Genomic DNA, 17,419 nt, shown 5'->3' with positions numbered 1-17,419 from the left:
CGGTTGGCGAAGGGGACGTTAGCCGACGTCACATCAGGTGAGAAGGGTGCCGGAGCCGAATCAGCCGACCGGCGCCGGCTCCTCGGCCGGGGCGGCGGCGCCCGCGGGCACCGTCTCCTTCGGCTTCGGCAGCACCGCGAAGACCACCGCGGCGATCAGGATCGTGGCCGCCCAGCCCAGACCGTGCCGGCCCGGCCAGGTCTCGGCCAGCGGGCCGGTGAACCAGGTGACCTTGGTCAGGCACAGGCCCACCACCAGCGCGGCGCCCCAGGCCGTCAGCGCCTGCCAGCAGAAGCCGCCCGCGTACCAGTAGCGGCTGGTGCGTCCGGTGTTCATCAGGCTGTCGCCGTCGTAGCGGACCACCATCTTCCGGCGGCGCGCCATGTCGACCGCGTACACACCGATCCACGCGGAGAAGGAGACCGCCAGCAGGGTCAGGAAGGTGATGAACTGGCCGATGAAGTCCTTGGCGACCAGCATCATGAACGCGCCGCCGACCAGGCTGATGATCGCATTGATGCTCACGGCCAGGGCGCGCGGCAGCTTGACGCCCATGGTCTGCGCGGTGAAACCGGCCGAGTACATCGACAGGCTGTTGATCAGCAGCATCCCGACCAGCGCGGTGATCAGGTATGGCACCGCCAGCCAGGTCGGCAGCACCGAGCCGAGGAACGACATCGGGTCGGTGTTCTGGTTGGCCAGGTCCGGCTTGGAGACGGCCATGATGCCGCCCATCAGGACCATCGGCACCAGCACCAGGGCCGCGCCGGAGATGGTGGTACCGACGATCTTCTTGCCGGAGGCGGAGTGCGGCAGGTAGCGCGCGAAGTCCGGGCCGGTGGGCACCCAGCTGATGCCGCCCGCGGCGATGGTGCCGATACCGGCGATCATCAGGGCGGTGCTGCCCGCCGACTGGGAGAAGATCTTGCCCCAGGGCATCTCGGCGACCAGGTACACCAGCACCATGACGCTGAAGATGCTGAACAGGTACGTCGAGTACTTGTTGCAGACGTTGAGCGCCTTCCGGCCCATACCGCTGACCAGGAACGTCGTGGCGACGAAGAGCAGCAGCGTGACGACGGTGAGGACGTTGTTGGCCTCGATGCCGAACAGCAGCTTCAGGACGGTCAGCACGGCGTACGCGCCGCTGACCGCGTTGATCGTCTCCCAGCCGAACCGGGCCACCCACAGGATCGCGCCGGGGAAGTAGTTGCCGCGCACACCGAAGGCCGCACGGGAGAGCATCGCGCCCGGGGCCCCGCCCCACTTGCCGGAGACCGACAGCACGCCGACCATGCCGAAGGAGACGACGGAGGCGATGGCGGCCACGATCAGGACCTGCCAGAAGTTCAGACCGTTGGTGATCACCAGGGAGGCACCCATGGTGAGCAGCAGCACGCTGATGTTGGCGGCGACCCAGGTGGGGAAGAGCTCGCGGACGCGGCCGTGGCGTTCGTGGTCGGGGACGGGCTCGATGCCTCGTTGCTCGACGGCGCCTTCGGTTTCAGGAGCGGACATGGTGTCCGTGGACGTGGTGCCCATGGTGCAGGTGTCTCCGTGCGGGTTCAGGCAGCGGCTGTGATGCCTGGCGAAGGGGAGGGGGTTGCCAGGACTCTACGCGCGTTGCGCAGCCGAGAGCTATCGTACTTTGATCCAACTTCGGTTCATACGCCTTGTTGTGTCCACCGACGGCCGCCGGTCGCCTCGCGTCTCGTCCGAGTATCCGGGGCGCTCCACTACGGCGCAGGTCAGGCGGTACGGGCGGGAGCCGTCACGGGCCTCCCGGCCGTCGGCCGACGCTGTGAAATCCGGAGGCGTGCACTGCGGGGAAACGCCTCCGGGACATCCAGCGGCGGTCGAGTCCGCGTCTTGTTGCTCTCCCGCTTGAGGGGCTTGGCCGAGCAGGCGGGGCGAGTCGGCCGGCGGCGGCCGGAGCCCCCTCCCGAAGGGTCGCGGGCGGGTTCGCGGCAATTGAACCTGGATATCGCACATCCAGGTTCGGCGTGTGCGGGCCCGCACGGCGGGGTGTGACCGATACTGGGTGGGTTATGGAAATCGTCATCCTTGCTGTAGTCATCGCTGTGGTCGCGCTCGGCGCGATCAGCGGGCTCGTCGTCAGCAGCCGCAGGAAGAAGCAGCAGCTGCCGCCGGCCCCGCCGACCACCCCGTCCGTCACCGCGCCCCCTGCGGAACCGCAGGTCGGTGAGGACGCCGAAACCCCCCGCGACGAAACCCGTCGCACCATAGAAGAAGTCGACCTGCCGCCGGCCGAGGCGCCCGTTGAGGCACCCGCCGAGGAGCCGGTGGCCGAGACGCCGCCCGCCCCCGCGGTCCCCGAGGCTCCCGAGGTGGAGGTTCCGGAGCCGACCGCCGGCCGCCTGGTGCGGCTGCGCGCCCGGCTCTCCCGCTCCCAGAACTCGCTGGGCAAGGGCCTGCTGACCCTGCTCTCCCGCGAGCACCTCGACGAGGACACCTGGGAGGAGATCGAGGACACCCTGCTCACCGCCGACGTGGGCGTCGCGCCCACCCAGGAGCTGGTCGAGCGGCTGCGGGAGCGCGTGAAGGTGCTCGGCACCCGTACCCCCGAGGAACTGCGCGGCCTCCTGCGCGAGGAACTGCTCAAGCTGATCGGCACCGACCTGGACCGCGCGGTCGCCACCGACAACGCGGTCGGCAAGGACGGCCAGGAGATCCCCGGCGTCGTCATGGTCGTCGGCGTCAACGGCACCGGCAAGACCACCACCACCGGCAAGCTGGCCCGTGTCCTGGTCGCCGACGGCAAGTCGGTCGTCCTGGGCGCCGCGGACACCTTCCGCGCCGCCGCGGCCGACCAGCTCCAGACCTGGGGCGAGCGGGTCGGCGCCCGTACGGTCCGCGGTCCGGAGGGCGGCGACCCGGCCTCGATCGCCTTCGACGCGGTGAAGGAAGGTATCGCCGAAAGCGCCGACGTGGTCCTCATCGACACCGCGGGCCGGCTGCACACCAAGACCGGCCTGATGGACGAGCTGGGCAAGGTCAAGCGCGTCGTCGAGAAGCACGGCCCGGTCGGCGAGGTCCTGCTGGTCCTGGACGCCACCACCGGCCAGAACGGTCTGGTGCAGGCCCGGGTGTTCGCGGAGGTCGTGGACATCACCGGTGTCGTGCTGACCAAGCTGGACGGTACGGCCAAGGGCGGCATCATCGTCGCGGTCCAGCGTGAGCTGGGCGTACCGGTCAAGCTGGTCGGCCTCGGCGAGGGCGCGGACGATCTCGCGCCGTTCGAGCCGGAGGCATTCGTGGACGCCCTGATCGGCGACTAGGCCGCACCGATGGCCTTACGGGACGATCCGGGAGGGCCGGACGGGCCTCCGGAAGAACCGGAAGAACCGGAAGACCGGAAGACCGGAAGACCGGAAGAAGAGCCCCGCAGCGAGTTGATGCGCTGCGGGGCTTTTTGGTGGGTGGGGTGGATGGGGGGTGGGGTGCCGGCGGGGCGTGGTGGGAGTTCGTGTGCGGGAGGCGGGGCGCGGTGGGTTCGTGTGCGGGGGTGGGGCGGAAGCGGCCCACGGACGAGCGTGCGGCGGTGCGGGGCCGTACGGCGGCGGGGCCGTGCGGTTGTGTGGGCCGTGAGGCTGGGCGGGGCAGTGCGGTTGTGTGGGGCCGCGCGGCTACGCGGCCGAGCGGTGGCACACGTACGCGAGCGTGCCCAGCAGCAGCCGGGCCTGCGGCGGCTGCCCGGCCGTGTCCAGGGTGGGCGGGCGCAGCCACCGCATCGGACCGAGCCCTCCGAGGTCGGACGGCGGCGCGGTGATGTGGTCGCCGGGGCCGCGGGAGCACAGGTCGAGGGCGGCGTCGTCCCAGCCCATCCGGTAGAGCAGACCGGGCAGGCCGGCGGCGGCGCCGGGCGCCACGAAGAAGAGGGCGCGGCCCGTCGGTGTGGCGGCCACCGGGCCGAGCGGCAGCCCCATCCGCTCCAGCCGTACGAGCGCGCTGCGCCCCGCCGCCTCCGGTACTTCGAGGATGTCGAACGTCCGGCCCACCGGGAGCAGTACGGCCGCGCCGGGCGTCCTGGACCATGCGGCGGCGGCCTCTTCGAGCGTCGTGCCGGCCTTCAGGTCCTCCGCGTGGGCCAGCGGGTGGGCGCCGGGGGAGGGGCAGTCATCCATACCGCACGAGCAGACCGTGCGCCCGCTTCCGGCGCGGGCCGCACGGGCGCCGGGCACCACGTCCCAGCCCCACAGTCCCGTGTACTCCGCCACCGCCGTGCTCTCGGTCGAGCGGGCGCGACGCCGTGAACCGGACCGAATGTCGCGGATGCCGCCGATCGTGAAGCCCATGCCTCCTCCAACGGGTGGTGTGTGCCAGTGGTTACGTGCCGGGGCGCGAACGTGACGCTCGGTCAGGAGAGGTCTCTCTGTGTGGCGCGATGTGGCGCGGCGGGTGGTGCGGTACGCGACGCGCGCCTCCGCGTGCTCCTTTCCGTCCGTCTCCTCTCGACCTGTGTCAAGTCAATCGCGAGGACCGGTCGGGGAGTTCATTCAAAGGGGTGGCGAATGGTGGCGTTTAGCGGATCGCCCTCGCCGGGGGCGTGATCGTAGGATTACTTTCGGTGCACGACCTGGGGCGAAACACCGTGGGCGTGGTTATGCCGGTGGCAACGCACCGGCGGGTGAACCCTCCCGAATCGGGTTGGCCGGTTTCCGTGGTCGGGTAGGTCCACCCCGTACCGGTTGCCGCAACGGGCGGCATCCTGTGGCAGATTCACGGGTCACGGCCGCGACGCACCGCGGCACGGGACACGACGCCACGTACGGCGGCGATGTGACGACCGGCGGAGTGTTACGCAGCACAGCGACGAAGAACAGCGTACGCGGCGAGAAGCGGACGCGACCGGAGGCGGCAGCCGAACGAGCCGCATCCGGAACGGCGAGCGCCACAGCGCGAGCGGCTCCGGACAGAGAGCAGGACGTGCGGCACCACAACTGACGCGGCACCAGCGGAAGCAGGCGTACCGGCGCAATCCGTAGGACAAGCGGAAGAAGCAAAGGGCAAGCAGCGGAAGCGCAGGACGAACAGCAGCGCAGGACAACAGAAGAACAGGGCGAACAGAGGAAACAGCCGGGGTGGAGAACCGGCATCGGCCCGGTAACCGGTGCCGGGCACGGAACGGATACCGGCGGCGAAGCAGCAGCGGGCCGGCGCGAGCAGCGGGTCGGCACGAAGAGGCGGTCCGACACGGGAAGCGGGTCGGCACGAAGAAGCGGTCGGCGCGCAAGCGGAAGAAGCAGTACCGGTACAGAAGAAGCAGTACCCGTACAAGAGTCACGAGAGCGCGGGATCACCAGAGCAGCAAGAGCGCGAGAACACGAAAAACAGCACAACAGAGGCGGGCGCGGCGGCCGAAGCGGGCCGCAGCGGCCACGGCGCGGCCGGAGTACCGGCGGCGCGGCACATTCCGTACCGCACCGCCCGGGGGAGCCGACCGCGCCGGCCACACCGCACCGGCGCAGTGAGCACCGGCGCGGTACGGACCGTAAGCAGCGATAGGAACCGTGAGCAGCAGACCGGTTCACGAGACCCGGAAGCAACGAAGAGCGGCGATGCGAAGCGATGGCGCGACGCGGTGAAGCAAGGCAGCAATCGGAATGGGGGCGTTCCAGTGGGCGGCAGTGGCGGCACCGGCGCTGACAAGCGCCCCAACGAACCGTTGGGCTCATGGTTCGTGCGCAGCGGCTGGTCGAAGGGCGAGCTGGCACGACAGGTCAACCGGCGCGCACGCCAGATGGGCGCGCACCACATCAGCACCGACACCTCGCGCGTACGGCGCTGGCTGGACGGCGAGCAGCCGCGCGAGCCGATTCCGCGCATCCTGTCCGAACTGTTCTCGGAGCGGTTCGGCTGCGTGGTCGGCATCGAGGACCTCGGGCTGCGCTCGGCGCACCAGTCCCCGTCCGTCTCCGGTGTCGACCTGCCCTGGGCCGGTCCGCAGACGGTCTCCCTGATCAGCGAGTTCTCCCGCAGCGACCTGATGCTGGCGCGCCGTGGTTTCCTGGGCACCTCCCTGGCGCTGGCCGCCGGGCCCGCCCTCATCGAGCCGATGCAGCGCTGGCTGGTGCCGGTCTCCCCGGGCCAGGCGACCGCCGCCCAGCAGGCCGCGCACGAGCGGTCCCGGCGCTCCAGCCGGCTGTCCGCTCCGGAACTGGACCTGCTGGAGTCGACGACCGTGATGTTCCGCCAGTGGGATGCCCAGTGCGGCGGCGGCCTGCGCCGCAAGGCGGTGGTCGGCCAGCTCCACGAGGTCACCGACCTGCTCCAGGAACCGCAGAGCGAAGCGGTCTCCAAGCGGCTGTTCAGGGTCGCCGCCGAACTGGCCGAGCTGGCCGGTTGGATGAGCTACGACATCGGCCTCCAGCCCACCGCGCAGAAGTACTTCGTGCTCGCGCTGCACGCCTCCAAAGAGGCCGGCGACCGCCCGCTGGGCTCGTACATCCTCTCCAGCATGAGCCGCCAGATGATCCACCTCGACCGCCCGGACGACGCGCTGGAACTCATCCACCTCGCGCAGTACGGCAGCCGCGAATCGGCTACGCCCCGCACCCAGGCGATGTTGTATGCGATGGAGGCGCGGGCGTACGCGAGCATGGGCCAGCCGGGCAAGGTCAAGCGGGCCGTGCGGATGGCCGAGGACACCTTCTCCGACGTGACGCCCGGCGAGCCCGAACCGGACTGGATCCGCTTCTTCTCCGAGGCCGAGCTGAACGCGGAGAACGCCCACTCCTACCGGGACCTCGCCTACGTCGCCGGGCGCAGCCCGACGTACGCCTCCCTCGCCGACCCGGTGATGCAGCGGGCGGTGGAACTGTTCGCGAAGGACGAGGAACACCAGCGTTCCTACGCGCTCAACCTGATCGGGATGGCGACGGTGCACCTGCTCCAGAAGGAGCCGGAGCAGTGCGCCCTCCTGGCCCAGCAGGCCATACCACTGGCGAAGAAGGTCCGCTCGGAGCGGGTCAACACCCGGCTGCGCAAGACCGTGGCCACGGCCGCGCGGAGCTTCGAGAGCGTGGCCGAGGTGGTCCAGCTCAGCGAAGAACTGGCCCAGCAACTGCCGGAGACCGGCGCGGAGGCCGTCTGACCGTCCCCCGACCGCACCGCCCCAGACCCCGGCCGCGGCCCGTCACCCCGTACAGCTCGACTCGGCTCCCCCACGCCAGGTCACACGGGTGACAGCCGCGGTCGGCTGCGTTGGAGGTGGAGGCGGAGGTGGGGGCCGGGGCGGGGTCGGGTCGGCTGGGCCGGCCGGGGTGGCGCCCGGGTGGCGTCCGTGGTGGGTGCCAGTCTGGTCGGTCGGGGCGTTCGGGGGCGGGTGCCGGGCGTGGTCGTTTCGGCTGGTTGCGGAGGGGCGCCGGGCGTGGCGGGCTGATCTCGCGGTTCATCGGGGCGTAACACTGACGCAGGCTTCGTCACCGGGGGGAAACACCGTCGGGTCATGGCCGAAACGGTGCTACGGAAGCCTCGTGGCGCAAGTCGGCCCACCCAGAACCACGCCCGCACGGGCCGCATCGACGACAGGAGACGCCGATGCCCCCAGGCATCATGACGCTCGCAGCAGACAAGGCCACCCTGAGCCCGGCCAACACCGGATTCATGCTGATCTGCACCGCACTGGTGATGCTCATGACCCCCGCGCTCGCCTTCTTCTACGGCGGCATGGTCCGGGTCAAGAGCGTCCTCAACATGTTGATGATGAGCTTCATCAGCCTGGGCATCGTCACCGTCCTGTGGGTCCTGTACGGCTTCGCGCTCGCTTTCGGCCAGGACAACGGCGGTCTGCTCGGCTGGAGCGGCGGCTTCGCCGGGCTCGGCGGCATCGGCCTGACCGAGCTGTGGGGCACCACCACCATCCCGGTCTACGTCTTCGCCGTCTTCCAGCTGATGTTCGCGGTGATCACCCCCGCGCTGATCAGTGGCGCCCTCGCGGACCGGGTGAAGTTCACCGCCTGGGCGCTGTTCATCGCCCTGTGGGCCACCGTCGTCTACTTCCCCGTCGCGCACTGGGTGTGGGCCGAGGGCGGCTGGCTCTTCGACCTGGGTGTCATCGACTTCGCCGGCGGCACGGCCGTACACATCAACGCGGGCGCCGCGGCGCTCGGTGTGATCTTCGTCGTCGGCAGGCGCATCGGCTTCAAGAAGGATCCGATGCGGCCGCACAGCCTGCCCCTGGTGATGCTCGGCGCGGGACTCCTCTGGTTCGGCTGGTTCGGCTTCAACGCGGGCTCCTGGCTCAACAACGACGACGGGGTGGGCGCGGTCGCCTTCGTCAACACCCAGGTCGCCACGGCCGCCGCGATGCTCGGCTGGCTCGCGTACGAGAAGTTCCGGCACGGCTCCTTCACCACCCTGGGCGCGGCGTCGGGCGCGGTGGCCGGACTGGTCGCGATCACCCCGGCGTGCGGCGCGGTCAGCCCGCTCGGCGCCATCGCGGTCGGCGCCATCGCGGGGGTGCTGTGCGCGATGGCGGTCGGGCTGAAGTACCGCTTCGGGTACGACGACTCCCTCGACGTGGTGGGCGTCCACCTCGTCGGCGGCATCGCCGGCTCCCTGCTGGTCGGCCTGTTCGCCACCGGCGGCGTGCAGAGCGACGCCAAAGGTCTCTTCTACGGCGGCGGCCTGGAGCAGCTGGGCAAGCAGGCCGTGGGTGTCGTCTGCGTGCTGTTGTACTCCCTGGTGGTCTCCTTCCTCCTTGCCAAGGTCATCGACTTGGTGATGGGCTTCCGGGTCTCCGAGGACGAGGAGGTCGCCGGTGTCGACCAGGCCGCGCACGCGGAGACGGCGTACGACTTCGGCGGTACGGGCGGGGGCGCCGTGGCCCGCCCGGGCACGGGGGCGGCCGTGGCCGGCGCCCCGCCCGGCGACGACGGCCCGGCCCGGGCGAAGCGCCAGGGCGCATCCCCGGCCTCCGGCAAGGCCCAGGCTTCCGGCAAGGAAAAGAAGGTGGACGCGTGAAGCTCATCACGGCAGTGATCAAGCCGTACCGGCTCGACGAGGTGAAGGAGGCCCTGCAGTCGTTCGGCATCCAGGGCCTGACCGTCACCGAGGCCAGCGGATACGGCCGGCAGCGCGGGCACACGGAGGTGTACCGGGGCGCGGAGTACACCGTCGACCTGGTGCCGAAGGTCCGCATCGAGGTGCTGGTGGACGACGCGGACGCCGCGGAACTGATGGACATCGTGGTCAAGGCGGCCCGCACCGGCAAGATCGGCGACGGAAAGGTCTGGAGCATCCCGGTCGACGAGGCGGTCCGCGTCCGCACGGGCGAACGGGGCCCGGACGCGCTGTAGGCGCGGGGCGGGCGGGCCGGGCTGATGCGGTTCGGTCGTCGGGGCTCGGGCGAGGCGGGTCGGCCCGGACGACCTGGGGATCGGGCCGGGCTTGGTCGGGGATGAGCGGTCGGTGCGGCCGGCTTTGGTGGCCCGGCCCGACGGGTCCGCCGACTCCCGGCTCCGCCTCGGGCGATGAGCGGCCCCCAGGCGGAGCCGGGGCGGTACGGCCACGCCGCCGTACTCCTGCCCGGCCCGCCCGCAGGGGGAGAAAGCCGCGAGGGCGGGGGCCGGAAGAGGGGCGGGGCCTGGGGACCGACGCGACCAAGGAGCGCCGAAGTTGACGGAGAGCGGAAAGAAGACGGCCGAGGACGGTGCCCCGGAGGCGGGGGGAGCGGGTCCCGGGGGGAGTAGGGGGAGCAGGCGGAGTGGGGGCGACGGGGCAGTGGGGTTCCGGGATGCTTCGCCCGCGTCCTCCGGCGCCGAGGGCGGTCGTCCCGGCGCGGAAGAAGATCGTTCTGGCGGCGAGGGCGGTCGTCCTGGCCCGGAAGGAGACCATGCTGGTGGCGAGGGCGGCTACCCCGGTACGGAAGGTGGCCACCCGGGCACGGAAGAGGCCCGTTCCGACACCGAGGGCGGCTGCCCCGGCCCGGAAGAAGGTGGCCCCGAGACCGAAAGCGGCTACCCCGCCGCCCGGCTGCGTCTCCTGGAGCCCTCCGGACAGGGCGGCCCCGCACGCCGGGCCGCCCTCGCCCGCCTCACCGACGACTGGCTGGCCGGGCTCTTCAACCGTGCGACCGGCGGGACCGGTGCCGGCTCCGGCCTCGCACTCGTCGCCGTCGGCGGCTACGGCCGCGGAGAACTCTCCCCCCGCAGCGACCTCGACCTGCTCCTGCTGCACGACGGCAAAGCCGGTGCCCGGACCGTGGCCGCCCTCGCCGATCAGCTCTGGTACCCGGTCTGGGACCTGAACCTCGCCCTGGACCACTCGGTACGGACGCCCTCCGAAGTGCGCAAGGCCGCTCGCGACGACCTCAAGGTCCAACTCGGTCTCCTGGACGCCCGCCACCTGGCCGGCGACCCCGAGCTGACGGGCGCCCTCCGCGGCACCGCGCTCGCCGACTGGCGTGAGCAGGCCCCCAAACGCCTGCCGGAGCTGCGCGAGATCTGCCGCGAACGCGCCGCGCGCCAGGGAGAGTTGCAGTACCTGCTGGAGCCGGACCTGAAGGAGGCCAGAGGCGGACTGCGGGACGCCACCGCGCTGCGGGCGGTGGCCGCCTCCTGGCTGGCCGACGCGCCGCGCGAGGGCCTGGAGGCGGCCCGTACCCGCCTGCTGGACGTCCGCGACGCACTGCATCTGACGACCGGCCGTGCCACCGACCGGCTCGCCCTCCAGGAGCAGGACCAGGTGGCCGAGGCACTCGGTGTCCTGGACGCGGACGTACTGCTGCGACAGGTCTACGAATCCGCGCGCACCATCTCGTACGCGAGCGACGTCACCTGGCGCGAAGTCGGGCGGGTGCTGCGGTCCCGGTCCGTACGGCCCGTGCTGCGCGGGCTGTTGCGGGGCCGCATGGCAGGTGGCGGGACGGGCCGGGGCGAACGGTCGCCGCTCGCCGAAGGCGTGGTGGAGCTCGACGGCGAAGCCGTACTGGCCCGGACGGCACGCCCGGAACGCGATCCGGTGCTTCCGCTGCGCGCCGCTGCCGCCGCCGCGCAGGCCGGGCTGCCGCTGTCCCTGCACGCCGTGCGACGCCTGCGTACGGCTGCCGTGGCCCGCCCGCTGCCCGTGCCGTGGCCGGCCGAGGCGCGGGAACAACTGGTCACCTTGCTGGGCGCGGGCGCGCAGACCGTACCTGTATGGGAAGCGCTGGAAGCGGAGGGGATCGTCAGCCGGCTGCTGCCCGACTGGGAGCGGGTGCGCTGCCGGCCCCAGCGCAACGCCGTGCACCGGTGGACCGTGGACCGGCACCTGATCGAGACGGCCGTCCGCGCCGCCGCGCTCACCCGCCGCGTGCACCGCCCCGACCTGCTGCTGGTCGCGGCCCTGCTGCACGACATCGGCAAGGGCTGGCCGGGCGACCACTCCGTCTCCGGCGAGACCATCGCCCGGGACATGGCGGCCCGGATCGGTTTCGACGCCCGGGACGTGGCGGTGATCGCCACCCTCGTACGGCACCATCTGCTGCTCGTCGAGACGGCCACCCGCCGGGACCTGGACGATCCGGCGACGGTGGAGGCGGTCGCGGACACGGTGGGCACCATCGGCACGCTGGAACTGCTGCACGCCCTCACCGAGGCCGACGCGTTGGCCACCGGCCCGGCGGCCTGGAGTGCCTGGCGCGGTTCGCTCGTCACCGACCTGGTGAAACGCGTCACCGCACGGCTGGCGGGAGAAACCGCGCCAGAGGGACATACGGCGGACGAGCCGACCGCCGAGCAGGAACGTCTGGCCGTCGAGGCGTGGCGCGCCCAAGCCCCGGTACTGACCCTGCACACACGGGCAGAGGGCCGGAGCGAAACGGAGCCGGCCTCCGAGGGGGGCGGTGGGGGAGGAAGCGCTACTGCGTACGGCAGCGCCGGTACGGGGACGGGGGCCGGGGCGGGCCCGAACGTCGTGCCGGAACCGGAGCCGGTGGGCGTCGAGCTGCTGATGGCCGTACCGGACCAGCCCGGCGTGCTGCCCGCCGCGGCCGGCGTCCTGGCGATGCACCGCCTCACCGTCCGTGCCGCCGACCTGCGCAGCGTGGACCCCCTCGGCGAGGGCCCGGTCCTGCTGCTGAGCTGGCGGGTGGCCGCCGAATTCGGCTCGCTCCCGCAGACCGTACGGCTCAGGGCGGACCTCGTACGGGCCTTGGACGGCTCGCTGGACGTACCGGCCCGGCTGGCGGAGCGCGAGCAGGCGTACGCACGCCGCTCGCGCGGTGTGCAGGCCCCGCCGCCCCGGGTGACGGTGGCTCCCGGAAGCTCCCAGCTGGCGACCGTGATCGAGGTACGGGCCCAGGACGCGCAGGGACTGCTGCACCGGATCGGCCGCGCGCTGGAGGCCGCCCGCGTCACCGTACGCAGCGCCCATGTGAGCACGCTGGGAGCGAACGCGGTGGACGCGTTCTACGTCACGGACGAAAAGGGCGAGCCATTGTCGGACGCATCGGCCACGGAGGTGGCCCAGGCAGTCGAGCGCGCGTTGAAGTAGCGCCGACGGCCCGGGGCGGGAAGGGCGTGGGCGTGAAACGGTCCGGCGCGGGGCCGGTGGTGCGTGCTGCGTCACTCGACTCGCCGGGGCAAGGCCCGTACATCCTGCTCGGGGAGCGGCACCTGGCGGGGTGGGCGGCACGGATCGGCCTGCTGGTGCGGGGCACGGCAGCCCGGCTCGCATGACCCCGCCGGATAGGGCGGGCCTCGGCGATCGACGTGGTGGTGTGGGACGCGTGGACCGGTCTGTCGGAGCGAACCACGCCGGACCTGCCGCTGGGGGGCCTTCCGGGCGCAAGGCCACGACTTTCGGCGGCGGTACGACCTCCGGTGGGGAAGCCGGGGCCGCCCCAAAGCGCGTAGTCGGCCTCAGGCCCGAAGCCAACCTCGCATACGGAACCGGCCTGAGCCGCGAGGCACCCCACCGGCCCAGCGCCACCCCCAAGCGCAAGCACACCCCCAGGCATGGGCGCACCCCCAAGCGCGGAGCCGCCTCCGGGCGCAGTGCCCCCTTCAGCAGCGGGGCAAGCAGCGAAGCCGAACCGCCTCTCCCGCCCGGGCCTCCCTCTCGGCCCGGGAACCGCCTCCAACGCCGGACCGTCTCCGAAGACAGCACGGGCTGCTCGGCCACCGCACCCCCGTGAGACGGTGGAGGCGGCACCCGCACTGGGCGCTCACGCCGTCCGCACGCCGGGCCCGCAGCCGCACGCGGACCCGTCCCGGCGGGCCTCCCGGGCGGGCAGGGACACGTTGCTTGCCCGTGCGGATACCCTAGAAGCCGACTTGACCCTGCCCCCGACCCCGAGGATCGACGACCGCCGTGTTCGATACGCTTTCCGACCGCTTGGCGAGTACTTTCAAAAACCTCCGGGGCAAAGGCCGCTTGAGCGAGGCGGACATCGACGCCACGGCGCGCGAGATCCGTATCGCCCTGCTGGAGGCCGACGTCGCGCTGCCCGTCGTCCGGGCCTTCATCAAGCAGGTCAAGGAGCGGGCGACCGGCGCCGAGGTCTCCCAGGCGCTCAACCCCGCCCAGCAGGTCATCAAGATCGTCAACGAGGAGCTCATCGGCATCCTCGGCGGCGAGACCCGCCGGCTGCGCTTTGCCAAGAATCCCCCGACGGTCATCATGCTCGCCGGTCTGCAGGGTGCCGGTAAGACGACCCTCGCCGGAAAGCTCGGCAACTGGCTCAAGCAGCAGGGCCACGCGCCGCTGCTGGTCGCCTGTGACCTTCAGCGCCCCAACGCGGTCAACCAGCTCTCGGTCGTCGCCGAGCGCGCCAACGTCGCGATCTTCGCGCCCGAGCCGGGCAACGGCGTCGGCGACCCGGTCAAGGTCGCTCAGGATTCGATCGAGTTCGCCCGCGCCAAGCAGCACGACGTGGTCATCGTCGACACCGCAGGCCGCCTCGGCATCGACCAGGAGCTGATGCAGCAGGCCGCGGACATCCGGGACGCGGTCAAGCCGGACGAGGTCCTCTTCGTCGTCGACGCCATGATCGGCCAGGACGCGGTCAACACCGCCGAGGCGTTCCGGGACGGCGTCGGCTTCGACGGCGTGGTGCTCTCCAAGCTGGACGGCGACGCCCGCGGTGGTGCCGCGCTCTCCATCGCGCACGTCACCGGCAAGCAGATCATGTTCGCCTCCAACGGCGAGAAGCTGGACGATTTCGACGCGTTCCACCCGGACCGCATGGCGTCCCGCATCCTCGGCATGGGCGACATGCTCACGCTGATCGAGAAGGCGGAGCAGACCTTCAGCCAGCAAGAGGCCGAGAAGATGGCCTCCAAGCTGGCGAGCAGCAAGGGCAAGGACTTCACCCTCGACGACTTCCTGGCCCAGATGGAGCAGGTCCGCAAGATGGGCTCCATCTCCAAGCTCCTCGGCATGCTGCCCGGTATGGGGCAGATGAAGGAGCAGATCAACAACCTGGACGAGCGCGAGGTCGACCGTACGGCCGCGATCATCAAGTCGATGACGCCCGGTGAGCGCCAGGACCCGACGATCATCAACGGCTCCCGCCGCGCCCGTATCGCCAAGGGGTCGGGCGTGGACGTCAGCGCGGTCAAGAACCTCGTCGAGCGCTTCTTCGACGCCCGCAAGATGATGTCCAAGATGGCCCAGGGCGGCGGCATCCCGGGAATGCCCGGCATGCCCGGGATGCCGGGCATGGGTGGCGGCGGCGCCAAGAAGAAGAAGCAGCAGAAGCAGGCCAAGGGCAAGCGCAAGAGCGGCAACCCCATGAAGCGGAAGGCCGAGGAGGAGGCCGCTGCCGCACGCCGCGAGGCCGCCCAGTCCGGCAACCCGCTGGGCCTGCCGCAGGGCGACGACGCGAAGAACTTTGAACTTCCCGAGGAGTTCAAGAAGTTCATGGGCTAGCGCCCCCTTCGGTTCCTGGGTGGCCTGCGGCGTACCAGAAGCCGCGTACGGCGCCCAGCTGTCTGATCGAGCCCCTGGCCGGACCCCCGGCCGGGGGCTCATCTGCGGAGTCATCGCGGCGCACCCGCCGATCCGCCCACCGGCCGCAGCAGAGATGTGCCGTTCCCCAGCGCCGCGGCCCGCAGTCCGAGCGCGTCCGCTGCCGTGGCCCCCACGTCCGCCAGCGTCCGGGCCGTCGGCAGCCGGTCGAAACCGGTGGCCTCGGGACGGTGGATCAGCACCGGTACGTATTCCCGCGTGTGACCGGCGTGGCCGATGACCGGGTCGTTGCCATGATCACCCGTAATGATCAAGCGGTCGCCGGGGGACGCCAGGAGCGGCAGCAGCGCGCCCAGCACCGCATCGGTTCGCCGGAGCACGGCGGCGTAACGCGAGGCGTCCTGCTGGTGTCCCGCCAGGTCCGTCTCCTGGACGTTGCTGACGACCAGCGCGGTGTCCGGAGCCTGGCGTACCGCGTCGAGGGTGAGCCCCAGAACCTCGGCGGTGCTGACGGCGGGGCAGCAGATCGCCGCATCGCAGGCCAGGACGTCCGCGGCCTTGCCCACGAGGGTCACGGGGATGTCCGCCGCGGCTGCCAGCTCCGGCAGTCGGCGGGTGTGGTCCAACGGTGCTCCGAGGTGTCGCACCGCCAGCCCGCCGTTCCGGTAGAAGCCGCTCGCCGGGGTGTCCAGGCCGACCGTGCCGAGATCGCCGTCCCGTACGAAACTCTCCAGCGGGGCGTCGGCGTGGCCGCCCACGGCGATCACCCGGGCGACGGGTGCCACCGAACGCACCACCTGGGCGATGCTGACGATCTCCGCGAAGGAAAGGTCCTCCAGGCGGGCAGAGACGTTCCAATTGACGCCCGGGTCCGCCTCCAGGTTGTCGTGGACGAGGGCCCGCCCGTCCACCACCAGCAAGGAACGTCCGGCAAGGCGATCCGCATGGTGTCCGCTCGCCCGGAGGGCCGTGGCGACCTCGTCGAGGTGTCCGGCGAGCCGAACCGCGGTCACCCGGCTGAAGTCGGCCCCCATCATCGTCTGGTGCCCGGCGTACGTATCGGCGCCCGGATAGCCGAGCGCGGCGCGGCCGGCGGCCACCGGGAGGGAGGGCACCGGTGCCAGCTCCGGATGCGGGTGGGCGAGGCCGAGGCCGAGAGCTTCGAGGACGGGCAGCTGGAGACGCCGGCCGGTGGCCGCACGATGATCGTCGAGGAGGTGGCCCAGTGTGTCGGCGGCAGCGTCACCGGGCCGCGGCGCACCCGCGTCGGGCATCGCTCCGACACCGAAGCCGTCGATGACGAGGATGACGACCCTGCTCATGGCCCACCCGCCCCTTTCCCGGCCGCACCCTCCGCGAGCGGTCGGCCCAGCGCGTCGTAGTGGCCGGTCAGCCGCGGTCTGCCGGTGGTGAGGCCGGAGACGACGGCGACGTTGCTCCGGGTGACGAAGATCTGCGTTCGGAACGCCAGGACGGCGGTGTCGCCTGGCCGGGCGTCCCCGGGAGCCAGCAGACGGTAGTAGTCGATGTTTTCGGCAGTGGCTCTTTGAACGGCGAGCCGGGCGCCGGTCCGAGGGATCAACGCCGTCTCGACTCCGGACCGACGGTAGAAGCCGCCCCCATGGAGGGCTGGCCGCCCATCGGCGAGAGTGTGCGCCACCTCGGTGACATACACGTACGCCGGCCGTTCCGGCTGCTCCCCGTCGACGGCGTGCAGGGGAGTGGTGCCGGTGAGGGCGTGCCCGGGTTCACCATGGGTGGCGCCCAGCTCGGCGAGCATCGGCAAAGTGGCCGCGCAGGTGACGCCGGGAGCGCTGAGCTTGAGGTCCGTGTGCCCGCGCGCCGCCAGCAAGGCGCGGGCCTGACGTACCAGTTCGAAGGTGGCGGTGGGCCGAGGTTGTCCGGACCCCGGCTCGCACTGGATGCACGGGAAGCCGGTGACCCCGGCCAAGCGAATGCCGGGCAACTGCTCCGCCTCGGCCGCGAAGCCCTCCAGCCGATCGAGCGGTACGCCACCCTCCTGCCCCGGGTGAACCGTGCCGGGCGCGCCCTCGACCCGCACCAAGACATCCTGTACGTAGCCCAGCTGCTGTGCCGTCTTTGAAACGGTACGGGCGTTGGCCACGTCGAAGACGGTGACCACTTCGGGACGCCAAGCCAGAATCCCGAGCAGCGCCTGGCGAGGGACCTGCATCAGATGGCCTACATTCCCGGGCCTCGCACCTGCCGCGTGCAGGGCGCGGGCCTCACGCGCATCGATGGCGGCGAAACGCGGGAGGTGCCGGGCGATGGCCCGGACCAGCGCGGGATTGCGCCCGAACTGCTTGGCCACGAACCACAGGCGGAGACCCCACCGTCCCGCCTCGCTTGCCAGCAACGCGGCGCTGGCCTCGACGGCGTCGAGATCCATGACGTACGTGTCCGGCTCCACGACGCCGGTGCGGTGCAGCTCGGCGGCGTAGTCGACCAGTTGCGGGTTACGCGCGAGGACGGCGTCGAGGAACAC

At 71.6% G+C, this 17,419-nt stretch carries 10 protein-coding genes; 6 read left to right on the top strand and 4 right to left on the bottom strand.

Features of this window, described 5'->3' with window-relative positions; all coding sequences use genetic code 11:
- Positions 1–60: 60 nt before the first annotated feature.
- Positions 61–1,542, bottom strand: coding sequence for a purine-cytosine permease family protein (locus tag ACH4FX_RS25775; protein ID WP_398482709.1), 1,482 nt, complete (start codon positions 1,540–1,542; stop codon positions 61–63).
- Positions 1,543–2,048: 506 nt separating this feature from the next.
- On the opposite strand from ACH4FX_RS25775, the gene ftsY reads away from it, so the two are divergent.
- The gene (ftsY, locus tag ACH4FX_RS25770; RefSeq protein ID WP_398482707.1) at positions 2,049–3,299 is read left to right on the top strand and encodes a signal recognition particle-docking protein FtsY; all 1,251 of its coding nucleotides are present in this window, start codon (positions 2,049–2,051) and stop codon (positions 3,297–3,299) included.
- A 348-nt stretch (positions 3,300–3,647) separates the two neighbouring features.
- Here ftsY and ACH4FX_RS25765 read toward each other — a convergent pair whose 3' ends face one another.
- Positions 3,648–4,316 (bottom strand): bifunctional DNA primase/polymerase, encoded by a 669-nt coding sequence (locus ACH4FX_RS25765; RefSeq protein WP_398482705.1) that lies wholly within the window; start codon positions 4,314–4,316, stop codon positions 3,648–3,650.
- Positions 4,317–5,638: 1,322 nt separating this feature from the next.
- Here ACH4FX_RS25765 and ACH4FX_RS25760 point away from each other — a divergent pair.
- The 5 genes from ACH4FX_RS25760 to ffh all read left to right on the top strand — a co-directional run bounded on the left by ACH4FX_RS25760 (position 5,639) and on the right by ffh (position 14,874).
- Positions 5,639–7,114: a hypothetical protein gene (locus tag ACH4FX_RS25760; RefSeq protein ID WP_398482703.1), complete on the top strand. Its 1,476-nt coding sequence runs from the start codon at positions 5,639–5,641 to the stop codon at positions 7,112–7,114.
- A 446-nt stretch (positions 7,115–7,560) separates the two neighbouring features.
- A complete protein-coding gene (locus tag ACH4FX_RS25755) occupies positions 7,561–8,985 on the top strand; it encodes an ammonium transporter (RefSeq protein ID WP_398482701.1) in 1,425 nt (474 codons plus the stop codon).
- Positions 8,982–9,320, top strand: a complete 339-nt coding sequence (locus ACH4FX_RS25750; RefSeq protein WP_398482699.1) for a P-II family nitrogen regulator — start codon at positions 8,982–8,984, stop codon at positions 9,318–9,320. The genes ACH4FX_RS25755 and ACH4FX_RS25750 overlap by 4 nt, the downstream gene beginning before the upstream one ends.
- Positions 9,321–9,996: 676 nt before the next feature.
- Complete coding sequence (locus ACH4FX_RS25745) at positions 9,997–12,495, top strand: [protein-PII] uridylyltransferase (protein ID WP_398482806.1); 2,499 nt, start codon at positions 9,997–9,999, stop codon at positions 12,493–12,495.
- 819 nt (positions 12,496–13,314) lie between these two features.
- Positions 13,315–14,874: a signal recognition particle protein gene (gene ffh, locus ACH4FX_RS25740; protein ID WP_398482697.1), complete on the top strand. Its 1,560-nt coding sequence runs from the start codon at positions 13,315–13,317 to the stop codon at positions 14,872–14,874.
- A gap of 110 nt (positions 14,875–14,984) precedes the next feature.
- Here the strand turns inward: ffh and ACH4FX_RS25735 are convergent, their stop codons facing one another.
- On the bottom strand, positions 14,985–16,235 hold the full coding sequence (locus ACH4FX_RS25735; RefSeq protein WP_398482695.1) for a phosphopentomutase: 1,251 nt from the start codon (positions 16,233–16,235) through the stop codon (positions 14,985–14,987).
- Positions 16,232–17,419, bottom strand: coding sequence for an alanine racemase (locus tag ACH4FX_RS25730; RefSeq protein ID WP_398482693.1), 1,188 nt, complete (start codon positions 17,417–17,419; stop codon positions 16,232–16,234). The genes ACH4FX_RS25735 and ACH4FX_RS25730 overlap by 4 nt, the downstream gene beginning before the upstream one ends.

It is taken from the genome of Streptomyces sp. NPDC018019 (genome assembly GCF_044327805.1).
Taxonomy (GTDB): Bacteria; Actinomycetota; Actinomycetes; order Streptomycetales; family Streptomycetaceae; genus Streptomyces.
The sequence above is the reverse complement of the archived record's forward strand: the minus strand, read 5'-3'. Positions and strand labels throughout refer to the sequence as shown.

Bases quoted from the DNA above. Each gene is read 5' to 3' on its own strand.
- ACH4FX_RS25735 (WP_398482695.1), bottom strand. From the start codon at position 16,235: ATGAGCAGGGTCGTCATCCTCGTCATCGACGGCTTCGGTGTCGGAGCG.
- ftsY (WP_398482707.1), top strand. From the start codon at position 2,049: ATGGAAATCGTCATCCTTGCTGTAGTCATCGCTGTGGTCGCGCTCGGC.
- ACH4FX_RS25755 (WP_398482701.1), top strand. From the start codon at position 7,561: ATGCCCCCAGGCATCATGACGCTCGCAGCAGACAAGGCCACCCTGAGC.
- ACH4FX_RS25775 (WP_398482709.1), bottom strand. From the start codon at position 1,542: ATGGGCACCACGTCCACGGACACCATGTCCGCTCCTGAAACCGAAGGC.
- ACH4FX_RS25765 (WP_398482705.1), bottom strand. From the start codon at position 4,316: ATGGGCTTCACGATCGGCGGCATCCGCGACATTCGGTCCGGTTCACGG.